The organism is Roseateles albus, from assembly GCF_028595345.1.
GTDB classification, from domain to species: Bacteria; Pseudomonadota; Gammaproteobacteria; order Burkholderiales; family Burkholderiaceae_C; genus Paucibacter_A; species Paucibacter_A albus.
In genome coordinates, this window is the sequence record NZ_JAQQXT010000005.1 from 71563 (window position 1) to 94365 (window position 22803).

20 protein-coding genes are annotated in these 22803 nt (G+C 63.3%); 6 read left to right on the plus strand and 14 right to left on the minus strand.

Annotation, left to right across the window (positions count from 1 at the left end):
* Positions 1-84: 84 nt before the first annotated feature.
* From PRZ03_RS09765 to PRZ03_RS09775, 3 genes are read left to right on the plus strand one after another with little or no spacing between them, the layout of a single operon-like run.
* Positions 85-1344 carry an efflux RND transporter periplasmic adaptor subunit gene (locus PRZ03_RS09765; protein WP_273600143.1) on the plus strand — a complete coding sequence of 420 codons (1260 nt, stop codon included), beginning with the start codon at positions 85-87 and terminating at the stop codon, positions 1342-1344.
* 15 nt (positions 1345-1359) lie between these two features.
* On the plus strand, positions 1360-4533 hold the full coding sequence (locus tag PRZ03_RS09770; RefSeq protein WP_273600144.1) for an efflux RND transporter permease subunit: 3174 nt from the start codon (positions 1360-1362) through the stop codon (positions 4531-4533).
* Complete coding sequence (locus tag PRZ03_RS09775; protein WP_273600145.1) at positions 4530-5927, plus strand: efflux transporter outer membrane subunit; 1398 nt, start codon at positions 4530-4532, stop codon at positions 5925-5927. The genes PRZ03_RS09770 and PRZ03_RS09775 overlap by 4 nt, the downstream gene beginning before the upstream one ends.
* Before the next feature lie 73 nt (positions 5928-6000).
* Here PRZ03_RS09775 and PRZ03_RS09780 read toward each other — a convergent pair whose 3' ends face one another.
* The 3 genes from PRZ03_RS09780 to PRZ03_RS09790 form a co-directional block, all read right to left on the minus strand.
* The gene (locus PRZ03_RS09780) at positions 6001-6219 is read right to left on the minus strand and encodes a hypothetical protein (RefSeq protein WP_263534709.1); all 219 of its coding nucleotides are present in this window, start codon (positions 6217-6219) and stop codon (positions 6001-6003) included.
* Positions 6220-6620: 401 nt separating this feature from the next.
* A complete protein-coding gene (locus tag PRZ03_RS09785; protein ID WP_263534780.1) occupies positions 6621-6827 on the minus strand; it encodes a cold-shock protein in 207 nt (68 codons plus the stop codon).
* A 258-nt stretch (positions 6828-7085) separates the two neighbouring features.
* Complete coding sequence (locus tag PRZ03_RS09790; RefSeq protein ID WP_273600146.1) at positions 7086-9293, minus strand: molybdopterin-dependent oxidoreductase; 2208 nt, start codon at positions 9291-9293, stop codon at positions 7086-7088.
* A 131-nt stretch (positions 9294-9424) separates the two neighbouring features.
* Here PRZ03_RS09790 and PRZ03_RS09795 point away from each other — a divergent pair, with 131 nt between their 5' ends.
* Positions 9425-10273: an alpha/beta fold hydrolase gene (locus PRZ03_RS09795; protein WP_273600147.1), complete on the plus strand. Its 849-nt coding sequence runs from the start codon at positions 9425-9427 to the stop codon at positions 10271-10273.
* On the opposite strand, the gene PRZ03_RS09800 is transcribed toward PRZ03_RS09795, so the two are convergent.
* The 10 genes from PRZ03_RS09800 to PRZ03_RS09845 all read right to left on the minus strand — a co-directional run bounded on the left by PRZ03_RS09800 (position 10274) and on the right by PRZ03_RS09845 (position 20658).
* The gene (locus tag PRZ03_RS09800; protein WP_273600148.1) at positions 10274-10654 is read right to left on the minus strand and encodes a PilZ domain-containing protein; all 381 of its coding nucleotides are present in this window, start codon (positions 10652-10654) and stop codon (positions 10274-10276) included.
* 86 nt (positions 10655-10740) lie between these two features.
* Positions 10741-11184, minus strand: coding sequence for a hypothetical protein (locus tag PRZ03_RS09805; protein ID WP_273600149.1), 444 nt, complete (start codon positions 11182-11184; stop codon positions 10741-10743).
* 196 nt (positions 11185-11380) lie between these two features.
* Positions 11381-12031 carry a GGDEF domain-containing protein gene (locus PRZ03_RS09810; protein WP_273600150.1) on the minus strand — a complete coding sequence of 217 codons (651 nt, stop codon included), beginning with the start codon at positions 12029-12031 and terminating at the stop codon, positions 11381-11383.
* Positions 12032-12101: 70 nt separating this feature from the next.
* The gene (locus PRZ03_RS09815; protein WP_273600151.1) at positions 12102-13436 is read right to left on the minus strand and encodes a sensor histidine kinase; all 1335 of its coding nucleotides are present in this window, start codon (positions 13434-13436) and stop codon (positions 12102-12104) included.
* On the minus strand, positions 13436-14785 hold the full coding sequence (locus PRZ03_RS09820; RefSeq protein WP_273600152.1) for a sigma-54-dependent transcriptional regulator: 1350 nt from the start codon (positions 14783-14785) through the stop codon (positions 13436-13438). Before PRZ03_RS09820 ends, PRZ03_RS09815 begins: the two co-directional genes overlap by 1 nt.
* 19 nt (positions 14786-14804) lie before the next feature.
* Positions 14805-16025 carry an ABC transporter permease gene (locus PRZ03_RS09825; RefSeq protein ID WP_273600153.1) on the minus strand — a complete coding sequence of 407 codons (1221 nt, stop codon included), beginning with the start codon at positions 16023-16025 and terminating at the stop codon, positions 14805-14807.
* A 16-nt stretch (positions 16026-16041) separates the two neighbouring features.
* Positions 16042-17349 (minus strand): ABC transporter permease, encoded by a 1308-nt coding sequence (locus PRZ03_RS09830; RefSeq protein WP_273600154.1) that lies wholly within the window; start codon positions 17347-17349, stop codon positions 16042-16044.
* The gene (locus tag PRZ03_RS09835) at positions 17346-18656 is read right to left on the minus strand and encodes a TolC family outer membrane protein (protein WP_273600155.1); all 1311 of its coding nucleotides are present in this window, start codon (positions 18654-18656) and stop codon (positions 17346-17348) included. Before PRZ03_RS09835 ends, PRZ03_RS09830 begins: the two co-directional genes overlap by 4 nt.
* A gap of 5 nt (positions 18657-18661) precedes the next feature.
* The gene (locus tag PRZ03_RS09840) at positions 18662-19384 is read right to left on the minus strand and encodes an ABC transporter ATP-binding protein (RefSeq protein WP_273600156.1); all 723 of its coding nucleotides are present in this window, start codon (positions 19382-19384) and stop codon (positions 18662-18664) included.
* 35 nt (positions 19385-19419) lie between these two features.
* Positions 19420-20658 carry an efflux RND transporter periplasmic adaptor subunit gene (locus PRZ03_RS09845; RefSeq protein WP_273600157.1) on the minus strand — a complete coding sequence of 413 codons (1239 nt, stop codon included), beginning with the start codon at positions 20656-20658 and terminating at the stop codon, positions 19420-19422.
* Between the two features lie 201 nt (positions 20659-20859).
* Between PRZ03_RS09845 and PRZ03_RS09850 the strand changes: the two genes are divergently transcribed.
* Positions 20860-21429, plus strand: a complete 570-nt coding sequence (locus PRZ03_RS09850) for a GNAT family N-acetyltransferase (protein ID WP_273600158.1) — start codon at positions 20860-20862, stop codon at positions 21427-21429.
* Here the strand turns inward: PRZ03_RS09850 and PRZ03_RS09855 are convergent.
* Positions 21380-22147: a hypothetical protein gene (locus tag PRZ03_RS09855; RefSeq protein WP_273600159.1), complete on the minus strand. Its 768-nt coding sequence runs from the start codon at positions 22145-22147 to the stop codon at positions 21380-21382. The genes PRZ03_RS09850 and PRZ03_RS09855 overlap by 50 nt on opposite strands.
* Before the next feature lie 107 nt (positions 22148-22254).
* On the opposite strand from PRZ03_RS09855, the gene PRZ03_RS09860 reads away from it, so the two are divergent.
* A complete protein-coding gene (locus PRZ03_RS09860) occupies positions 22255-22800 on the plus strand; it encodes an Mpo1 family 2-hydroxy fatty acid dioxygenase (protein ID WP_263534694.1) in 546 nt (181 codons plus the stop codon).
* The last annotated feature ends 3 nt before the right edge of the window (positions 22801-22803 follow it).

Genomic DNA, 22803 nt, shown 5'->3' on the forward strand with positions numbered 1-22803 from the left:
CTCATTTACATACATGCGCGAATGTATGTATAGAATGCGAGCCATTCTTGTTCAGTTGCCTCCACACATTTGCCTCCCATCACCATGCCGACAAAAAACGCATCTTTGACCCCACGCGCGCTGAGTACCGGCGCGCGGGTTCTCTATTTGATTCCCTTGGTCATCGCCGTGGCTGCCGCATTGAGTGCCTGTGGCGGCGGCACCGACAAGCCTGCCGGCGGCGGCGCGCCGCCTCCTCCGCAAGTCGGCGTGATCAGCGCCCAGCAGCAGGCCGTGGCCTTGCAAACTGAATTGCCCGGTCGGGTCGAAGCCTTGCGCACCGCGCAGGTCAGGGCACGCGTCAATGGCGTGGTGCTCAAGCGCTTGTTCACCGAAGGTGCGGAAGTCAAAGCCGGTCAGGCCTTGTTCCAGATCGACCCGGCGCCCTACCAAGCCGCGCTGGACAGCGCGCAGGCCAACTTGGCCAAGGCGCAAGCCAATCTGAGCCAGGCGGCCGCGCAAGCGGAACGCAACAAGCCTTTGTATGAAGGCCGGGCCATTTCGCAGCAGGAATACTTGATTTCGGTCGCGTCCGCCAAGTCCGCCGAGGCCGATGTGGCCGCTGCCAAAGCCGCCATCACCACAGCCAAGCTGAATCTGGACTACGCCCATGTGACGGCACCGATCTCCGGCCGCATCGGCCGTGCGTTGGTGACCGAGGGCGCGCTGGTCAGTGCAGCGGAAGCGACACAGCTGGCGCTGATTCAGCAAACCTCCAGCGTGTTCGTCAACTTCACTCAGAGCGCCAACGAGGTGCAGCAAATGCGCCGGGCACTCAATGCTGGGCAGTTGCGCAAGCTCGGCTCAAAGACGGGCCAGCCCGCGGCGGAAGTGCGCATCGTGTTGGATGACGGCAGCGAGCTCAAGCAGCCCGGTCGTCTGCTCTTCACCGATTTGAGTGTGGACCCCACTTCAGGTCAAGTGACGCTGCGCGCCGAAGTGGCCAATGCCGAGGCTCAGCTCTTGCCTGGCCAATATGTGCGGGTGCGCCTGGTGCAGGCCGAGTTGCCGGCCGGCATTCTGCTGCCCCAGCAAGCGGTCAAGCGCGGCAATCAGGGTGACTCGGTGCTGGTCGTTGGCCCCGACAACAAGCCGCTGCCGCGCCAGGTCAAGATCGGCCAGGCCGCCGGCAATCAATGGGTGGTGTTGGAGGGTCTGAAGGTCGGCGAACAAGTCATTGTTGACGGCTTCCAGAAGATGTTCGTACCCGGCGCGCCTGTGACGCCGGTGCCTTGGATGGCAGCTTCGGCTCCGGCCGCTTCGGCGCCCGCGCCCATGGCTGCTGCTTCGGCCGCCAGCCACTAAGCGGAGGGGCACGCAATGGCACGTTTTTTCATTGATCGACCGATTTTTGCCTGGGTGATTGCGCTGTTCATTTTGGTGTTTGGCGCTGTCGCCATCACCAAACTGCCGGTTGCCCAGTACCCGACCGTGGCGCCGCCGTCGCTGGTCATCAGTACCGTCTATCCCGGTGCTTCGGCCAAGACGCTGGACGAGAGCGTTATTTCCGTGATCGAGCAAGAGCTCAATGGCGCGCCCGGCCTGGCCTATCTGGAGTCGGTCAGCCAAGCCAACGGTACCGGTGCGATCACCGTGACCTTCGAGCCCGGCACCAATATCGACTTGGCTCAGGTCGAGATCCAGAACCGCATGGGCCGCGCCTCGCCGCGTCTGCCTTCGGCCGTGGTCCAGCAGGGCGTGCGCATCGACAAGGCGCGCAGCAACTTCTTGTTGTTCGTCACCTTGTCGTCCAAGCATGGGACCATGGATCCCGTGCAATTGGGTGATTACGCCTCGCGCAACATCATCCCCGAGATCCAGCGCCTGCCCGGCATCGGCCAGGCCCAGCTCTTCGGCACCGAGCGGGCGATGCGTATCTGGCTGGACCCGGCCAAGATGTTGTCTTTCAATATCAGCCCGTCCGAAGTCAATAACGCGATCCGCAATCAGAACGCCTTGGTGCCTGCCGGCACGCTGGGCGATCTGCCGAATCTGTCGACGCAGACCATGTCGGCCACCGTGGTGGTCAAGGGTCAGCTGGAAAGCGCTGCGCAGTTCCAGAATGTGGTGCTGCGCGCCAATGCCGACGGCTCAAGCGTGCGCCTGAAGGACGTCGCCCGCATCGAGCTGGGTGGCCAGAGCTATGGCTCCTACTCGCGCCTGAACGGCAAGCCATCCACCGGCATCGGCATCCAGCTGGCACCGAGCGGCAATGCGCTGGCGGCCGCCGATGCGGTGAAGGCGCGCATGCTGGAGTTGCAGCGCTACTTCCCCGAGGACGTTAATTACGAGATCCCTTACGACTCGTCCAAGTTCGTCGACATCTCGATCAAGCAGGTGGTGACGACCTTGTTCGAAGCCATCGTGCTGGTCTTCCTGGTGATGTATCTGTTCCTGCAGAACTGGCGCTACACCTTGATCCCGACCCTGGTGGTGCCGATCGCGCTGCTGGGCACTTTTGCCATCATGCTGACCATGGGTTTTTCCATCAACGTGCTGACGCTGTTCGGCATGGTGCTGGCGATCGGCATCCTGGTTGACGATGCCATCGTGGTGGTCGAGAACGTCGAGCGCATCATGAACGAGGAGGGGCTGTCTCCGCTGGAGGCCACCCGCAAGGCAATGGGGCAGATCTCCGGCGCCATCATCGGCATCACCGTGGTGCTGGTGTCGGTGTTTGTGCCCATGGCCTTCTTCGCCGGCTCGGTCGGCAATATCTACCGCCAGTTCTCGCTCGCCATGGTGGCGGCGATGCTGCTGTCGGCGCTGATGGCGTTGACGCTGACGCCGGCGCTGTGTGCCACGCTGCTCAAGCCGGTGCAGGCTGGTCATGCCCATGCCAAGACCGGTTTCTTCGGTTGGTTCAACCGTGGCTTCTCGCGCACCGCCAAGGGCTATGAGGGCTGGGTTGCCAAGCTGCTGCGCCGCAGCGGCCGGGTACTGATCATTTATGTGGCGCTGGTCGCCGTCGTCGGCCTGCTCTATGTGCGCATGCCGACCTCCTTCCTGCCCAATGAAGATCAGGGTTATCTGATCGTCAATGTGCAACTGCCGCCGGGTGCCACCACCAATCGCACCGAGGCTGCGGTCAAGCAGGTGGAAGACTTCATGCTCAAGCAACCCGAGGTGCAGGCCACCGTCGGCGTGATCGGCTTCTCGTTCTCGGGCCAGGGCCAGAATGCGGCGCTGGTGTTCGTGCCGCTGAAGCCCTGGAGCGAGCGCCATGGCCCCGAGCACAGCGCGCAGGCGCTGGCTGGGCGGGCCTTCGGCGCGATGATGGCGGTGCGTGATGCCTTCATCTTCCCGCTCTCGCCGCCGCCCATCCCAGAACTGGGCACGGCTTCCGGCTTCGCCCTGCGCTTGCAGGACCGCGCCGGCCTGGGCCACGAGGCCTTGCTGAACGCGCGCAATCAGCTGATGGGCATGGCGTCCAAGAGCAAGGTCATCACCGGCATGCGGCCGGACGGCCTGGAAGACGCACCGCAGCTGCAGGTCGAGATCGACCGCGACAAGGCCAATGCCCTGGGCGTCGCCTATGAGTCGGTGGCGGCGGTCATCGGCACGCAGCTCGGCTCGGCCTATATCAATGACTTCCCGAGCAGTGGGCGGCTGCAGCGCGTGATCGTGCAGGCCGAGGCCGCCGCGCGCATGAAGCCCGAGGACTTGCTCAAGCTCAATGTCAATAACAACCTGGGCAAGAGCGTGCCGCTGTCGGCCTTCGCCGCCACGCATTGGACCAGCGGTCAGATGCAGGCGGTGCGCTACAACGGCTACCCGGCGATGCGCCTGGCCGGAGATGCAGCTGTGGGCTCATCCACCGGAGACGCGATGAAGGAGCTGGAGCAGATGATCGCCAAGCTGCCGGCCGGCATCGGCTATGAGTGGACCGGCCTGTCACGCGAAGAAAAGCTCTCGGGCTCCCAGGCGACCATCCTGCTGGTGTTCTCGCTGCTGGCGGTGTTCTTGTGCCTGGCCGCGCTGTATGAGAGCTGGACCATTCCCTTGGCTGTGCTGCTGGTGGTACCGCTGGGCCTGCTGGGTGCCTTGGCAGGCGTGTCGCTGCGCGGCATGCCCAATGACGTGTTTCTGAAGGTGGGCCTGATCACCATCATTGGTTTGTCGGCCAAGAACGCGATCCTGATCATCGAGTTCGCCAAGGACTTGCAGGCCGAGGGGCTGGGGCTGATCGAATCGATTCTGCAAGCCTGTCATCTGCGTTTCCGGCCCATCATCATGACCTCGATGGCCTTCATTCTGGGTGTGATGCCTTTGGTGTTCGCCAGCGGCGCGGGCTCGGCCAGCCAGCGTGCCATCGGTACCGGCGTGATGGCCGGCATGATCTCGGCCACCGTCTTGGCGGTCTTGTTCGTGCCTGTGTTCTTCCTGGTGGTGCGGCGCATCTTCCCGGGCACCGAGCGGCAACGCCAGCTCAGCGCCCAACATCATCTCGGCGCTGGCGTGGCTCCAGCATCGACTCAGGAGCAAGCACCATGATTCGCCCAAGTTTTTCAATCAGTCTGATTGCGGCAGCATCAACCCTGCTGCTCAGTGCTTGCATGTCTTTGGCGCCTGAGCACAAGACGCCGGCGGCGCCGGTGGCTGCCACCTGGCTTCATGCCGAAGGCAGCTCCTCGGCCTCTGTTTCGGCGGTCGAGCTGCCCTGGCAGAGCTTTTACGCCGCCGACGCCAGGCTCAGCGAGCTGATTGCAATCGCCCTCAAGAACAACCGCGATCTGCGCGTGGCGCTGCTCAATGTCGAGCAGGCGCGCGCGCTGGCGCGGGTGGCTGACGCCAATCGTTGGCCGACTGTCAATGCCGGCCTTAGCGCCAACCGGCAGCCCAAAACGGACGGCAGCGGCGGCAGCAGCAATAACTACCAAGCCGGCCTGCAGATCAGCGCCTTCGAGCTCGATTTGTTCGGGCGCGTGAAGAGCCAAAGTGACGCTGCGCTGGCGCGTTACCTGGCCAGCGCCGAGGGCGGCCGCGCAGCCCAGATCAGCCTGGTGGCCGGCGTGGCCTCCAGCTATCTGGCGCTGCAAGCCGACCAGGAGCTCCTGCTCTTGGCCCGCCAGACCTTGGCCGCCCGTGAGGACACGCTGCGCTTGACGCGCATGAAGTTTGACGGCGGCGCCGGCTCGGCCCTGGACCTGAGCTCCGCCGAGTCCGCTGCGGCGTCTGCACGCGCCAGCCTCGCACAGGCCAAGCGCCAGCGCGAGCAGAGCGAGAACGGTCTGGTGCTCTTGCTCGGCCAACCCTTGCCGAGCGATATGGCTCAGGGCCAGCAATTGGCGGCGGCTCAGGTGTTCGAGCTGCCGGCCGGCCTGCCGTCCGAGGTCTTGATCAAACGCCCCGATGTCTTGCAGGCCGAGCAATTGCTGATCGCGGCGAACGCCAATATCGGCGCAGCGCGGGCGGCCTTTTTCCCGTCCATCAGCCTGACCAACAGCTTGGGGACGGCCAGCAATGAGTTGTCGCAGCTGTTCAGCAACACGGTCTGGAGTCTGGGTGCGCAAGCGCTGATGCCGATCTTTGATGCCGGGCGCAATCAGGCCAATCTGGAAGCCAGCAAGGCGGCGCAAGCGATTGCTGTCGCGCAGTACGAAAAGGCGGTGCAACAGGCTTTCCGTGAAGTAGCCGACGCCTTGGCGGGCCGCGCCACTTATGCGGAGCAAACGCAGGCACAGCTTGAGCAGGCGCGCGCCGAGGCTGAGCGGCTGCGCTTGGTGGAGCTGCGGTTTGCCAATGGCGCATCGAACAGCCTGGAGCTTCTGGACGCTCAACGTGCCAGTTATGCCGCGCAACAGGCCTTGTTGCAGACCCGCCTGGGTTTGCTGCTGAACAATGTGCAGTTGTACAAGGCGCTGGGCGGCGGCCTGGCCAAGAGCTAACTTGCCGGCCGCTTGAACGCAAAAAGGCGCTCCTCGGAGCGCCTTTTCTTATTGGCTTATGAGTTCGCGTGCATCAATGCGCGCGCACCCAGGCCAAGCCTTCGGACGTGGCGTAGCGCATCGCGGCGCGCTGGCTGATGAAACGCGGGGTGAAGCGCATCACACGGTCATGGCTGGCCATGCCGCGACCTGAGCGGATTGAAACAGACGCAGCAAAACTGCCATCGTCCTGGGGTTTGATCATGGGTGAGACAAGATATTTGCCCACCTCAATGCTGTTTTTAGTTTGCATTTTTTTCGAGAGAGGTGTGCGCCATGACAGATGTCGCGGCGCGATATGGCGAAGGGAGTTTTTCTATTGACTGCGTGATCGGGGGTCGCGCATGGGGTCGTGAGTCTTCGTGGCCTCAAACGACGGTAATGGCTTGGTCTTGGCTTGGTGGGCGCTTGACAGGTGCCGGGCTCAATGGGCCGACCTTGATATTCGCTTGCCTGGATTTGTAATTATTTTGGCAAGGTGAAACTGCGGCGCATTGTGGGTCAATGGGGCGCATTGGTTTTGTTGGGGGCAAAACCGTTTGATCTGGTGAGATCAAATTTGAAACGGGCAAAACTTGTAAATCAAAACAAAAGGGTCAGCACTTGCGCGCCAACCCTTTTTAGTGACGGCGCTTGCGCGCCGTACCGGGGCTTTTACAGGCCGCGGATGTTCGAAGCTTGCAGACCCTTAGGGCCTTGCTTGACTTCAAACTCAACCTTTTGGTTTTCGGCCAAAGTGCGGAAACCGCCGTTGTTGCGGATTTCGCTGTGGTGAGCGAACAGATCCTTGGAGCCGTCTTCAGGCGTGATGAAGCCGAAGCCCTTGCCGTCGTCGAACCATTTCACGGTGCCAGTTTGCATTGTTGTCATGATGTGTTCCTTTTGAACAAAATAAAAAACACTTCGCGGCTCGCGACAACGCGAGACCTTCGAAGACAGAAACACTCAAGAACAGTCAAACGGGGAGTTGAAACTGAAGCGAGCCTAGCGCGACGAATAAAGCGTACGTACGGCGGGGCTGCAGATTGAAGACCTTGAAGAAACGGTCTTGTGCGTATCTATCCGGTGAATGTAACACGAAAGATAGTGGTTTGTCGAGGAGTTTGAGTTTTCTCTGGCTCATGCCGCGCAAATCTTCACCGCCACGCCGCTGAGCACAGCGTTACCGGAGAGTGGATCGCGCAGGCTGTCATTCAGCAAGGCATTCAGATTGACGCCAGGTTTGATGCCTGCGATGGCCATCCGCACGCCGGGCAAGTCATGTCCCCAGCCATGCGGCAGGCTGACCACACCGGCCGACATGTCCAGGCTCAAGGCCACCCGCACTTGCAACTCGCCCAAGTCGCTGCTGAGCTTGGCTTGGCTGCCGTCGCGCAGACCCAGGCGCGCGGCGTCCTGCGGATTGATCAACAAGGTGCAGCGCTCCGGCCCCTTGGCCAGCAGCGGCAGGTTGTGCATCCAGCTATTGCCCGAACGCAGATCACGCCGGCCTATCAGGCTGAACTCGGGCGCCGGCAAGCTCAATGCCGCGTCGACATATTGCAGATCCGCCAGCAGCGAAGGCGGCGCCAGCTCGATGCGGCCGGACGGCGTGCGCAACAACTCGGGGATGCGCGGCTGCAAAGGGCCGAGGTCGATGCCGCCATCTGCTGCCTTGATCTTGGCGAGGGTCAGGTCTTGCTCTGTGGCTCCACCATAAGGCCCGGTGCGCAAGGCCAAGTCGATCAAGCGCTCCGGCCCGCGCAGGCCAGCGAGTTGCTGTGACAGGGAAGCGGCAGTGGCGGGCCCCAAACGCTGCAGATCTGCCGCGATGGCGGCGTCGTCCAATTCGATCAAATCGGCGCGCCAATCGCTGCCCTCGAGCATGGCCGTCAGCCGCAACAGGGTTTCCCATTCTTCGGGCTGCCCGTTTGGCTTGGCAAACACCGGGCCGGAAAAGCGGGCGTGGTTGCGAAAGGACAGCTGCGGAAAGGCCACATCGAAATGCAAGTCTTCCAGCGGCGACAGCCCCGGCAAGATCACATCGGCATGGCGGCTGGTCTCGTTCAGGTAGATGTCCAGGCTGAGCATGAAGCCCAGACCCTCGAGCGCGCGGGCAAGGCGTGGCCCGTTGGGCGTCGACAGCACCGGATTGGCGGCAATGCAGATCAAGGCGCGCACCTGACCGGCACCGGCGGTTTCGATTTCTTCGGCCAAGCAGGTGATGGGCAATTCACCAAACACCTCGGGCGCGCCGGACACCCGGCTGCTGCGCCGCCCGGTGCTGATGCCGCGGCCACTGCCGGGCTTGCCCTGGGTATTGGCCGCGAAGGCCGCCGCTTTGGGGAACATCGCGCCGCCGGGCGCATCCAGATGGCCGCTGAGTATGTTCAGCACATCGACCAACCAGCTATTGAGTGTGCCGAAGCGCTGCGTGCAGGTGCCGATCCGCCCGTAAACCGCTGCGCATTTGGCGGCGGCCAACTCGCGGGCCAAGCGGCGCAGCGTGATTGCATCAATGCCGCAGCCAGACGCCATGCGCTCGGGCGTGAAGTTAGCGGTCGCAGCGCGCAGCTCCTCCAGCCCGTTGATGTGTTCGCCTAGCCGGCCGGTGCGCACCAGACCTTCGGAGAACAGCGTGTTGACCATGGCCAAGAGCATGAAAACATCGCCGTTCGGCCGGATCGCCAGATGCTCGTCGGCCGCCGCTGCCGTCTCGCTGCGGCGCGGGTCAACCACGACGATACGGCCACCACGGGCGCGCATCGCTTTGGCCTTGCCTCGATAGTCGGGCACCGTCCAGAGGCTGCCATTGCTGACCATGGGGTTGGCGCCCAGGATCAAGAGCCAATCGCAGCGTTCGATATCGGGTACCGGAATTGACAGCCAATGCCCGAACATCAGACCGCTGGAGAGCTGCTTGGGCATCTGGTCCAGGGTTGAGGCCGAGAAAACATTGCGCGTGCCCAGGGCACGGGCCAAGCGCGGGAAGTAGCTCAAGAGGCTGATCTTGTGGGCGGCCGGATTGCCAATCACGGTGGCGACCGAATCCGAGCCGTATTGTTCGATCACCGGAAACAAACGCTTGGCCACTTCGCCCAGCGCCTCGTCCCAGCTGGCTTCAACAAAGCGTCCGTCACGTTTGATCAGAGGCTGGCGCAGGCGGTCGGGGTCTTCGTGCAGATCCTTCAGTGACACGCCCTTGGGGCAGATAAAGCCGCGGCTGAACACATCCTGCTGTGCGCCGCGGATGCTGATGACCTTGTCGCCTTGGGTTTGAAGATCCAGCCCGCAACAGGCCTCGCATAGAGGGCAGATGCGGTAATGCGTCTTTAGCGTGTCGCTCATGGTTCTCTATTCCAAATCAATCGACGAAGGTTGGTGTGAATTTTGTGGCCTGAGCCTTGCTATGCAGGTCTTCTAGGCGACAGCGCTGCGCTATCTTGCATACTGCGCCTTTGTCTGGCGAGGATGCAGCGATGAAGATAGCTATCGGCGGCGGCGTGCGTTTATTCGTGGATGTGGAAGGTCCTGAGTGGGTGCCGGACGGCCCCGCTTTGCGTCAAAAGCCGACGCTGATCTGCTTGCACGGCGGCCCAGGGTTTGATCACAGCGCGTTCAAGCCTATCTTCAGCCGGCTGGCCGACCTGGTGCAAATCATCTATTACGACCACCGAGGACATGGCCGCAGCGACGAGCGGCCGCGCGCCGAATGGGCGCTGGATACCTGGGCCGATGACGTGGTGCGCTTGTGTGACGCGTTAGGCATCGTCAAGCCTATCGTGCTGGGTCAGTCCTTCGGCGGCTTCGTGGCCCAGCATTACCTGGCTCGCCACCCCGAGCATGCGTCCAAGATCATTCTGTCCAGCACCTCACCGAATATGGTGATGGCGCGCAAGCTGGCGATGTTCGAAAAGCTCGGCGGCGCTCGGGCTCGGGATTTGGCCAACAAGTTCTGGACCGAGCCGACACCGGCTTCATGGGCCGCTTATTGGAGCGGTTGCCGCAAGCTCTACAACAGCACCGAGCCGCGCGACCCCGATGCCGGCCAGCGCACCTTGCTGCGTGAGGACATCCTCTTGCACTTTGTCGGCGGTGAAAAGCAGGGCATGGACCTCTTGCCCGGGCTAGCGCGGGCGCAATGCCCGGTGTTGGTGATGGCCGGTGAGGAAGACCCAGTCTGCCCGCTTGAAGATGCACGAGACATTGCGGCGGCTTTGCCGGCGCAATGGGCACAATTCGCCAGCTTCCCCGGCGTCGGCCACGGCGCTTGGCGCGATGACCCCGAGGCCGCGTTTGCGACGCTGCGGCGCTTTATTCAGGCCTGATCAGCTGCTGACCAGAGCGCCCAGTTCGCGCTCTACCAGCGATGCGTCGCCCAGATTCATTTCGATCAGGCGGCGCAGGTGGGTGATGCTTTCGATGTCGATGCTGCGACACAGAAAGCCGGCATGCTCGCCCTCGATATGGGCCAGTTCGCCGGCCATGGCGATGACGGTTTCCTTGTCGTTCAGGCGCACCTTGAGCAAGCAGGGCAGGTTCAGCGCCAACTCGGTCGCGCCGGGCAGGTTCAGCAAGGCACCTTTAAGAGACAGGTCGAGCACCTGGGCTTTCAGGTGTTCTTGCGTGGTGATCAACTCGGCCTCGACGTCGAAGGCGACGCGGGCGAAATGGCGGCGGTCGGTATTGATAGCAAGCTCCTTTTGCACCGCTTTGATGCTTGGCTTTGATGCTAGCAGATGCTCTCTGTGCTTGGCGACGAGATTAGCGCCGACAAAGACGCTGTTTCGGCGCTTCAGCCGTGGTTGGCGTAGATGGTGCTTTGATCGACCGCTTTTTGCAGGCGCTGGGGCACGATGGCGTCCAGCCCCATCGCTTCCAAGGTGTACCAAGCCGCGCGCAGATAGGCGGCGGTGGCTTCGCGGGTCTCCTCGCTCGCCTTCTCTCCCGGCTGCGCAAAGCCCAGGGCTGAAAGCCCCTCACCCCGTTTGGCGCGCGCGTTGTTGGGCTCCAGCGGCGCCGCCTTGTAGCGTTTGGCTATCTTGGCGAGCAAGGTTTGCACCTCGTCGTTGTGGGCCGATGGCCCCAGCAGACGCGCCAGATCCCCCAGCACTTGCTCGGCAGCGGCGGCCAATAGTTTGGCCGCGTGATCGCTGCCGCCGGCCAGATACAGGCCCGCGCCCAAGTCGGCGTATTCCAAGGCAATGGCCAGCTTGGATAAGTCGGCTTGTGTACTCATGTCTCAGGGATGGAATGGGGATGGCGAGTCGCCACAGAAAACTCAGCAAGTACCGCACAAAAGGCAAACACTTGCCAGCTAAGCGCCTGAGTGTAGGCGCAGCCGGGCCGCAGTCAAAGCTTGATGAGCGAGCAAAAAGCCCTGCCAATTGCAAAGGGACGCCATGGGGCGCAATAGACCTCAATAGGCCAGCTCATCAGGCCGAGCCGCTACGCAAGCAGTTGCCCCCGCCGCGCTGCGCTGCGGCCAACGCGCTTTCTGCTCGTTCCAGCAGGCGGGCGAGCTCGTCGCTTGGGCCGCGCCAGGCGCTCAAGCCCATGCTGAGGCTGGCGCCGGCACCTTGCTTGGGCCAAGCAGAGCGAACCCGCTCGCAGACCTTGCGCGCCGAAGCCAGGTCCACATCGCTCAAAACCAGCAAGAGTCCATGGCCGGCGCCACGACCCTGGTGAGCGATCAAATCTTCGGGTCGGCATTGACGGCGCAGCAAGTCGGCGAGCTGCGCTTGTAACTTGGCGCCATCGGCCCTGCCGTCGGCCTCCAGGGCCACCAGACATAAACCGGCGCCCAGCCGCAACGGCTGGGTCGCCAACTCGCTCAGGCTTTGCAGCAGCGTGGCGCGGTCCAGCAAAGCCGTGCCTTGATCCTGCAGGCTGAGCTGATGAAAGCGCCGGTAATGCTGCAGCGCCGCTTCGAAGTCCCGGGCTTGCTCGCACAGCTCGCTCAAGCGCAAATAGCAGGCGCTCAAAGAAGCCGTCAGCGCCGGCGTCCGGGGCTGGGTGGCCGCTTGTGCCAGGGCCTGCTCCAAGGCGGCGCGGCTGGCGGTGGATAAATCAATATCGGCTTGCATAGCGGACGGTATTGGGGCTGCGGGTGACAAGGCGAAGGATAGCGCCCAATAAATCAAACACAAGTCAACATCATGCGCTTTGCCGGGTCGGCAGCATGAGGCTGACGCTCAAACCGCCGCCGCCGCTGCGCTTGGCCAATGTGATGCGTCCGCCATGTGCTTCGGCGATCTCGCGCGCCAGGGCTAGGCCTAGGCCGGTCCCTCCGTCCTGGCTCTTACGTTTTGTTGAGTAAAAAGGAAGCAGCGCTTGCGCCAAGACCGTCTCGCTCATGCCGGGACCGCGGTCGGCCACGGTCAGCACCAGCGTTGCCTGCTCCTGGCGCAGGCTCAGGCTGACCTCATCCGCCGGCCCGCCGGCCTCATGCGCGTTCTTGATCAGATTGATCAGCGCCTGCTCGATCTGCGCGGCGTCAAAGTAACCGGCTTCAGTGGGCGGGCTAGCTTCCAGCTTGAATTGACAATGGGCACTCAGGCCGGCCAGAAAGTCTGCCCACACAACGGTCGTTGGCTGCGGCAGCGGCAGCTTGGCAAAGCTGGCATAGCCGGACAGGAATTGATGCAAATGGCTGGCGCGCCCGCCAATGCTTTTGAACACGCCTTCTAGCCGCTCGATCTGGCCACGCCGCGCCAGCTCTGCGCCGCTGTGCGCCAGCGATGAGATTGGCGCCAGCGAGTTGTTCAGCTCATGACTCATGACCCGGATCACCCGCTTCCAGCTGGCGACTTCTTGGCGCGACAGCTCGCGCGTCATGCGTTTGATTAAGAGCAGCCGGTGGGCTTGGCCCTGCAGCAAGAGCATGCGCTGGGAGATGTGAAACTGTTCCTCCTGGTCCATCTCTTGCACGCTGACCAGCTGATCTTGCTGGCTGCGCAGCGCCTGCGCCAGGGCTGGCGGGACATGGCTCAGCAGTTCATCCAGCTCGGCGCCGGCCAAGCTGCGGCCTTGGGCCAGCAATTGGCGCGCAGCGATATTGGCATAGCTGACTTGCCCCTGCTGGGTACATAAAAGCATGGCGACGGGCGTGTTTTGCACCACGGTGTCGAGCAGCAGTTCCCGCTGCGCAAGCAGCTGGCGTTGCTCGCGCAGCGCCAGGCCTAATTCGTTATGCAGACGCAGCAATTCGGCCAGCTCGGGCGGCTGACCGCTTGAGGGCGCTGCCAGCGACATGCTGAAGTCGCCGTCCCGGTAGCTCAGCACCGAGCCTTCCAGTGCGCGCAACAGCCGTTTGAGCGGCGCCAGCACGGCGCTGCTCAAGCAAAACAAAAGCAAGGCAAGGCCGCCCAACAGCCCGGCCACAAGCCACATCGAGGGCCGAGCAGAAAAAGCCGCTTGAAGCAGCCCACCCAGCAGCGCCGCCGCCAGCAGCGCCAGGCTCAGCCTTGTCTGCAGACCGGGTGCGCGCATCAGCCGGTGTCCAGACCGTAACGTTCCATACGCCGGTACAGCGCTTGGCGCGACAAGCCCAGCTCCTGAGCCGCTCGGCTGACCACGCCGCCGGCCGTCGCCAAAGCCCCCAGCACCGCTTCGCGGCTGGGCTCATCCAGATTGCGCGTGGCGGCCGGCGCTGCGGCCGCGCTCGCCAGGCCCAGATGGCCGAGCTCAATCTTGCCTTCATCGGCCAGCAAACTGGCGCGGGCCATGACGTTCTTCAACTCGCGCACATTGCCGGGCCAGGGGTGCGCCAGCAGGGCGCTGCGGGCCGCGTCAGTGATGCGCGCTCCGCTGCCCTTGCCGAGAAAAAACTCGGCCAGCGGCAAGATGTCATCGCGCCTGTCGGCCAAGGCGCTCAGTCGTAGTTCGAACACATTGAGTCGGTAGTACAAGTCTTCGCGGAAAGTTCCGGCGGCCACCATCGCCTTCAGGTCGGCATTGGTGGCGCTGATCACCCTAACTTTTGATTCGCGCGTCCGGCTGGAGCCCAGGCGCTCGAAGCGGCCGGTCTCCAAGACCCGCAAGAGTTTGACCTGACCGGCCAGCGGCAGCGTGCCGATTTCGTCCAAAAACAGCGTCCCGCCATGCGCGGCTTCAAAGCGGCCTTCGCGCGCCTTGTGCGCGCCGGTGTAGGCGCCGCTGTCGGCGCCGAATAGCTCGGCCTCGATCAAGTCGGCCGGCAAGGCGCCGCAGTTCAAGGCGACAAATGGGCCTTTGCGCTGGGCCGAGTTGGCGTGCACCAGCGCCGCAACCCGCTCCTTGCCGCAGCCGTTCGGGCCGCTGACCAAGACGGGCAATTCGGTGCGCGCGACCTGCGCTGCTAGCTCCAAGGTTGACAGCATCGCGTCCGAGGCAAACACCAGCCCGTCCAAGTCGAATCGCTGCTCCAGGGCCTCGCGGCGGCTGCGACGCTCTTGACGACTGCGCCTCAACTCGGCCGAGGTTTCCGACAGCTCCAGGAGATTGCCAATCGTGATAACCAGCTTGTTGTCATCCCAGGGCTTGGCCAGATAGTCGGACGCGCCGGCTTTGACCAACTCCACTGCGGCCTCTAGCCGCGTCCAGGCGGTCAGCAGGATCACCGGCAGGTCGGAATACTTGGCGCGAATGGCCCGGAACAGCGCCACGCCTTCCGCGCCCGAAGTGGTGTCGGCCGTGAAGTTCATGTCCTGTATCACCAGGTCGATGTTGCCAGCCCCTAGCATAGACAAGCCCTGCTCGGGGCTGGCCGCATACAGCGGCGCCATATCGTGCAGGGACAGCAGCAGCGAAAGGGCCTCCCCGACGCCGGGGTTGTCGTCAATGATCAGAACGGTTTTCATTTGGGCGCGAGCATAACAATCAAGCGCCCCGCAGTGCCGCCACCGGTGGCAGTGCCGCGGCCCGGCGCGCCGGCGCCCAGACGGCCAGTTGCCCCAGACCCCAGAGTATCAAGGCGCCGATCGGTAGAAAGAACAAGGGCAGCGGCGGCAGCTCATAGCTCTTCATCAGCAGCAGACTGATGCCGTAGGCGGCGACCATGCCCAGCCCAATGCCGAGCGTCGAGAGAATGAAATTCTCGGTTTGGAAATAGCGCAAGATCTGACCCTGGGTGGCGCCCAGCGCTCGGCGGGTGCCAATCATGCGGGTGCGCTGCTGGACCCAGAAGCTGGCCAGACCGACGATGCCAAAGGCCGTCACCACCAGCAGGGCCAGGCAGACTGCAGCCAGCAAGTTGATCATGCTGCGGTCCTGGCGGTAGTAGCGCTCACGGTAGTCTTCCAGGCGTTTGCTCTCTGACTTGATCCGGTTGGGCCCGCTCTTGTCCAGCGCCACGGCCGCCGCCTTCAACACCTCGTCGCGCTTGTCCGGCTCGGTGCGCAGCAGGTAGGTGCCGCTGCGAAAGCTCGCGCGAATCGGGAACACCATGTTGTAGCTCAGCGCCTCATCTTTGCCGCCCGGTTGGGCCGAAACCAAGGTGTCAATCAAACCAACGACGCGGATCGGCTTTTCGCCAATGCCGTAGATGACTTGGCCGAGCGCATCCCCCTTGGGGAACATGCGCTTGGCCATCGCCCGGTTGAGGATGACGGCAGGAATGCTGGCGTCTTCGGACTTGTCGACATCGGATTGGTTCTGGTACTCGCCGGCTTCAAAATCACGCCCGGCGACTAGGCGCAGGCCGGTCGCTTTCAACCAGCCTTCGCTGGCCGCATACTGCGATGCATCGACTCCGCTGCCATCCGACTTCGGCTGCAGACGCATGGTGCTCATCTGCATATTGTCGCCAAAGGGAAACTGGTTCAGCAGGGTGGCCTCCTTGACGCCGGGCAGGGCCCGCAGCGCCAGCAGATCAGCGCGGGTCAACGCGTCCTCGTTCTGGATCGGACCGATGCCTCCCATACGGATTGCAACGATCTCCGAGTCGGCCAGGCCCGAGGGTTCATTGATCTTCTCAATGCGTTGCATGATCAAGAAGAGCGCATTGCAGACGATGGCGCAGGTCAAGGCGATCTGCAGCACGATCAAAAATGACGCCGTTTTGTGGCGCTTCAGCGTAGCGAGGATGGGCAGGATGTCCATATTGATGATTCCGTCTTTATTGAGACTTCAATTGCAGTGCCGGCGTCACCTGGCAAGCGCGCCAGGCGGGAAGGATGCCGGCGACCAGGCTGGCGGCCAGGGCCAGGCCCAGCGTGGTGGCCAGCATCAAGGCGTCCATCTGGATCTGGGCGGCGTATTCGCTGGCGCCATTGCGCACCGCCAGCACGCCCAGCCAGGTCAGGCACAGGCCCAGTAGGCCGCCCAGCAGACCGAGACTGCCGGCCTCGACCAGGAACTGCGCAAAGATCTGCCGGCGCGGCGCGCCCAAGGCGCGGCGCACGCCGATCTCGCCCGAGCGGCGCAGCGCTTTGGCCAGTTGCAGGCCCACGGTATTGGTCAAACACACGGCCAGGAAGCCGAAGGCCAGCCAGAGCTGCAGGCCAAGATCATCGGGCACCACTCGGCTCTGCTTGAGCCAGGCCATCACGTCCCGCATGCGCACATTGCTGGGGCGCTCGAAGCGGCCGCTGGCGCGTTGCTGGTCCGAGTATTGGTTTAGATAGGCGAGGTAGTTCTTGGCCTTCTCCGGGCTGTCGACTTGGACCCAGTATTGAATCCAGGAACAAGGCGCGTTGAGGGCGCGGGCATTGCCACCGGCAGGACTGGCCCAGCAAGAGAAATTGCCGGAGATGCCGAACCTGAGCGCCATCGCCGTGCTGAAGGGGAAGTAGATCTCGTCGATCTTGGAGAAGGGCCCGTTGGTCAGGTCGTAGTAGCGCGGCACCACGCGCCATTCGTTCATCACGCCGACGATGGTGACGTCTTTGTCGCGCACCCGCAGCGTTTTGCCGCGGCTATCGGCACCGCCGAACAAGCGCTCGTTCAAGGCCTTGGAAATCACCGCCACGCGGGCCTCGGCCGCATCATCGGCCGCCGTCCAGCCCTGGCCGTACAGAAACGGCACCTCGAACATGGCGAAGAAGTCGGCCGAGGTATTGCGTGACCTGGCGATGAAGGGTTGCTGACCGGTTTGTGGCGGGGTGATCGCCATATTGCCGCCGGCCATCATCACCTGCTTGTCGGCGCGCGCCTCGCGCAGCAAGGTTTCGGCGTCGAAGCGGGTTAGTTGCAGATTGGGCTCTTCGCCGGGCTTGTAGCCGTTCATTGGATTGGCATCCAATTGAATATTGAACAGCTGGCTGCTCTTGCCTGGAATCGGGTTGCCCGACAGCACATGGAACACCGTCAGCGTCGTCATGCAGGCGGCCACGCCCATGGCGATGGTGATGAGCATCAGCGCGGTCAGCCCGCGCGAGGATTTGAAGCTGCGCAGCGCCAGCTCGAAGTAATAAGTGAGCATCATGAAGATTTCCTTTCGGTATTACTTGCTTGCAGCCATTGGTTGACGCCCGCCAATTCGGATGCATCGAGTGCGCCGACCGCTGCGCTGAGCAGCAGCTTGGCCAGCACATAGCGGTGGCGCGCTTGTTCATGCGCGTTTTGCGCCGAGGCCTGGGCTTGAATGGCCAGCAAGAGGTCGGTCATATTGCGCAGGCCCAGGGCTTGGCCGGTCTTGGTGGAAGCGAGTGCCTGATTGGCAGCGGCGACGGCCAGGCGGCTGCTGTCCATCTGCGCCATCGCCGACAGCACGGCTTGGTACTGGGCTTGGGTTTCGCGGATCAGTGCTCGGCGGGTGGACTCTTGATCGCTTTGCGCCGCGTCGCGCCGGTAGCCGGCCTGGCGCACCTGCGACTGGGTCGCGCCGCCGGCAAACAGCGGGATGTTCAGTTTCAGCGCGAGGGTGTTGACCGTGCGAGCGCCTGCCGAATCATTGAGGCTGCGGCGATCGCTGTCCAGGCCCAGGCTGAGCGTGGGCAGATGGCCGGCGCGGGCGGCCTCGATGCGGCGCTCGCTGGCGCGAAGGTCCAAACCACTGGCCTTCAATTGCGGGTTGCCGCTCAAGGCGCGAGTTACCCAGGCTTGCGGGTCTTGCGGCTGTGGCGCCAGCGCCGGCAGATCTTGCGCCAAGGCGGCCAAGTCGCCGGCCGGGCTGCCGGTAATCTCCGCCAAGGCCTGCTTGGCATCGGCCAGGCTTTGCTCGGATTGGAAAATATTGCCGCGCACCAACTCGTGGAAGGTGCGCGCCTGGTCCACATCGACCTGGGCAGACAGGCCTGCAGCAAAGCGGCTGTTGGCCTGCTTGACCTGCTCGGCAAAAGCGGCCTCATTGGCCCGCGCGGTGTTCAGCCCGGCTTGGGCGATCAGCACACCAAAATAGGCGTTGGCGACCCGGGCGCAAAGGTCTTGCTGGGCGGCGCGCAGGCGTTCGTCCTGGGCCGACAGCAAGGTGTTTTCGGCCTCCAGGCTGCGCCATTGGCCGATGTCCAGCAGGCTTTGGCTGATGCGGCTGTTGACGAGCGTGCCGTCGATGGCACCAGGTTTGCTGTGAGTTTGATCGACGCCGGCGCTCCACTGCGGCAGCAGCGCGGCGCGCGCCTGGGTGGCGGCTTCTTGCTGCACGCCGCGTTTGGCGCTGGCGCCGGCCAAGACCGGGTCCGCTGCCAGCGCTTGCGCGTAAATGCTCAGCAGGTCGTCGGCCCGCGCCAAGTTTGGGACGACCAGCACCGGCCAAGCCAGCGCACAGAGCAGGACTAGAGTTTTGGATTTCATAACGCTTAGCCGAGATGCATCTGCTCGGGCTTGAACAGTGCCGGGTCCAGCGCCAACTCGGCGGCGATGTCGACCACCTGGCCGTCGATCACATGCACATTGCGCTGGGCGCGGGCGGCCAACTGCGGGTCATGCGTGACCATCACGATGGTGGCGCCTTCGCGGTGCAGCTCCTCCAGCAGCTCCATCACGCTGCGGGCCATCTGGCTGTCGAGGTTGCCGGTCGGCTCGTCGGCCAGCAGCAGGCGCGGCTCGCCGGCCAAGGCGCGGGCGATCGCCACGCGCTGCTGTTGACCCCCTGACAACTCGGCCGGGTAATGCTTGGCGCGGGCCGACAGGCCAACGCGAGCCAAGGCCTCGGATGCACGCTTCTTGCGCTCGGCCGCGCCCATGCCGCGGTAGCGCAGCGGCACTTCGATATTGTCGAGCACGTTCAAATCACCGATTAGGTTGAAGGCCTGGAAGACGAAGCCGATCTTCTGGTTGCGAATCTTCGAGCGCTCGTCGTCGTTCATGCGGCTGACGTCAACGCCGTCCAGCTCATAGCTGCCGCCGCTGAAGGCTTCGAGCAGGCCGGCGATGGTCAAAAAAGTCGTCTTGCCCGAGCCGGATGGGCCGGTGACGGCGACGAACTCGCCTTGCTTGACTTCCAGATTGAAGTCGCGCAGCGCATAGGTCTCGACCATCTCGGTGCGGTAGACCTTGGCGAGTGATTTCATTTTCAACATGGTGTTGGCTCCTGAGTAATTGAAGAGTTAGCTGCTTAACGACTGATGTTGACGCGCTGTGCGTCCTTGAAGTTGTCCGCGCCCGAGATCACGACCTGCTCGCCGGCCTTCAGGCCTTCCAGCACCTCGACCTTGGCGAGGCTTTGCACGCCGAGCTTGATCGCGCGCTTCTCCGCCTGGTCGCCTTGCAAGACATAAGCAAAGTGGCCGCCGCCTTCTTCAACAAAGCTGCCGCGCGACAGCGTCAAAACCTTGTCGCGGTGGTCCAGCAACATGCGCACCGACAGGCGCTGGTTCTGGCGCAGCTGCTCGGGCTGCTGGCCGGCAAAGCGCAGCCGCGCTGCTACTTCGCCATTGACGACTTCGGGGGAAACCGAGCTGAGCAAGCCCTGCCACTTCTGATCTGCGCCACCGCTGATTTCGCCGGCCATCTTGGGGGTCAGCTCGCGTGCCAGGCTCTCGGCTACCTGGATCTGCACCTCCAGCGCAGACAGATCGATGACCGACAGCAGCTTGGCGTCCTTGGCTACGCTGGCCCGGTCGATGACAAAAAGCTGGCCCACTTGGCCGTCCACAGGCGAGCGCAGATTCAACTCCTCGACCTGGCGCTCGACATCCTTGACCATCAAGGCCTGGCGCTCGAAGGCCTGGCGCTTGGCCTGCAGTTCGAACTTGAGTGCGTCGTCCTTCAGGCCCAGCAACTCCTGCGCCTGCTTCAAGGCGACTTGCGCCTTGGCCTGCGTGTCACGCGCCTGATCGACCTGGGCCGCAGCGGTGGCGCCGGCCTGGAAGGCCTGGGTCTGTCGCGCCAGCTCGTTCTGAGCGGTCTTGAAGCTGATCTGGGCGGTCTCCAGCTGGCTTTGCGCCTGCGCGCGCTGCTGGCGCGAGTCGGCTTGGGCGCGCAGCCATTCGCTTTGTAACGCATCGGCATTGGCACGTTCCTGGCCCAAGCGCGCCGTCAGCTCCGGGCTGGCGATCTTCAGCAAGACCTGACCCCGCTTGACCTGATCGCCGGCTTGCACGCTCAAGCTGACGCTGCCCGGGTTGCCGGCAAACAAGGTCGGGCTGTTGGCGGCGACGACGCGGCCTTCGGCGGCGATGTCGCGCGTCAGCGGCCCAATCTCAACGGTGGCGAGTGACAGCCTGGCGAGGCCGACCGAGGCGCCGCCGCCGAACTGGCCCAGCAATTTTGGGCCGGCGTAGGCGACGAGTGCTAAGGCAGCCAAGGCCACGCCGGCCAGCGCGAAGCGGCGGCGGTTTTTGGTGGGGGGCAAGATTTGGTCCTGCGCAGAGGTGTCTCGAATCATGGGGTGCTTGTGTTGGGTGGCCTGCTTGGTCTATTCAACGCAAGCGGCGTGCCAGGTCTTGCCAATTGCCGGGCGTCAGTCAAATCAAGGGCTTAGGACGGTTTGGCCGGGTCGGGGACTGTCCGCGGACAGTATTCGGACAGAATGTGCGGACAAGGCGGCCGGACAATGCCTTCACAAAGCTGGAACCTAGCGATGACCTTGACCGAGTTACAGATACGCCGGGCCTTGCCCGAAGACCGCTTGCCGCTGGTTCGAATGCTGGAGCTGTACCAGCATGATTTGTCCGATATCTGGGATCAGGACTTGGACAGCCATGGCGAATACGGCTACGAGCTTGATCAGTATTGGCGCGACCTCAGCCACCACCCGTTTGTAGCCCTCGTCAATGGCCGCTACGCAGGATTTGCGCTGGTCAATCCTGCGCTCAAAGTGGGTGAGCCCGGCGCCTCGGCGCATTGGATGGCGCAGTTCTTCGTGCTGAAAAAATACCGCCGCGCCGGCTTGGGTGCCGAGCTGGCCCGCGCGGTGTTCAGCTCGCTGCCCGGCCGGTGGGAAGTCGGGCAGATGAGGGATAACTTGGCGGCACAAGCATTTTGGCGCCGCGTCATTGCCGGCTACACGGACGGCGCTTTCACCGAGCATGTGTTGAGCGAGGGCTGGTGGCAGGGGCTGGTGCAATGCTTTGTCAGCGCGCCGGCTCTTGTTGCGGCCTCGCCAACAGATCAAATTCGATAAGCAACTCGTCTTGCACCGCCAGCAAGCCGCCGGCGACCGAGAACGGCGTCAAGCCAAAGTCACTCTGGCGCAGCACCATGGCGCCGCGCGCATGGACGGTGGCGCTCTCCATGGTCGCGTGCAAGGCCAGCCATTGCTGCTGGCGCCGGCCATGCAGCTCGATTTCGACCAAGGCGGCGACTTTGGGCAAGGCGCCGGCAAGGCGCAGCGAACGCAGGCGCAGCAGCGGGAAAGCGCTGGCCTGCAAGCCCGACTCGCCCAGCATATTGGCGCGCGTGGCGGCGACCATCTCCGGCGCCAAGGTCGAGGCCCAAGCCGCACCCAAGGCTGCACGGGCGGCCGGCGCGTCGAGCTGCAACTCGTCAAGGCGCAAGGCCAGCTCGAACCCGGCTGCGGCCAATTCCGGCTCCCCCTGGGGAAGGCGCAGCCAGCCCATCAGCTTGGGCGCGTTCAGCACATGGTTGTGACCGAGTTTGGCGGCACGGCCGGCGCGGAATACATGGACGCTGAGCGTAGAGGCAGCGGCGTCGATTTGCCATAGCGCCTGCTGCTGGGCGGCGGCGCTTTGGCGCAAGTCGCCAAAGTCCGCGGCCCAGTCGCTCGCCTGAGCTGTTGCTGGCGCGATCCGCGGCGCGGCAGCACAGCTGATCAAGAGCCAGACGCCAAGAATCGCCGGCCAAACCCTTGAAAATTGTCTGAATATTGGGGTCGGGTTCATTTTGTTGGCCAAATTGCCGCAGAATTTGACTTGATTTTGACAGCCAAGCCGCTCCGTGCTGAATTAGTATGGTTGGCAGGCTCCAAGCCTTGATTAGGGAGACTTTTATGGCTGCAAGCCCGTTCCGCTCAGCGCTCGATTTGATGGCGCAATACGCCAGCTACCACCGCGATCGCCGCAATATCGCCACGCATTTCGTCGGCATTCCACTGATCGTTTTCGCCATCGGTGTGCTGCTGGCGCGGGCCGAACTCAGCTTTGGCGGCGTGCAGCTGACCGCCGCTTGGCTGCTCTGGGGCGCCAGCACGGCTTGGTATTTGACGCGCGGCAATCTGGTCTTGGGCTTGGCCGTTAGTGCCGTCAATGGCGTGTTGATGGCCTTGGCGGAGCCGCTGGCTGCCGGCAGCCTGGGCAATTGGTTGAGCTGGGGTGTTGGCGCCTTTGTCGTCGGCTGGGTGGTCCAGTTCCTCGGCCACTATTACGAAGGCAAGAAGCCGGCCTTTGTTGATGATCTGGTGGGGCTGCTGGTCGGCCCGATGTTCGTGGTCGCCGAGGCGATGTTTGCACTCGGCTGGGGGCATGACTTGCTGGGCGAAATTGAACGCCGCGTCGGGCCAACCCATTTGCGCGATTTGGCCCATCCGCTCGCATGAGCG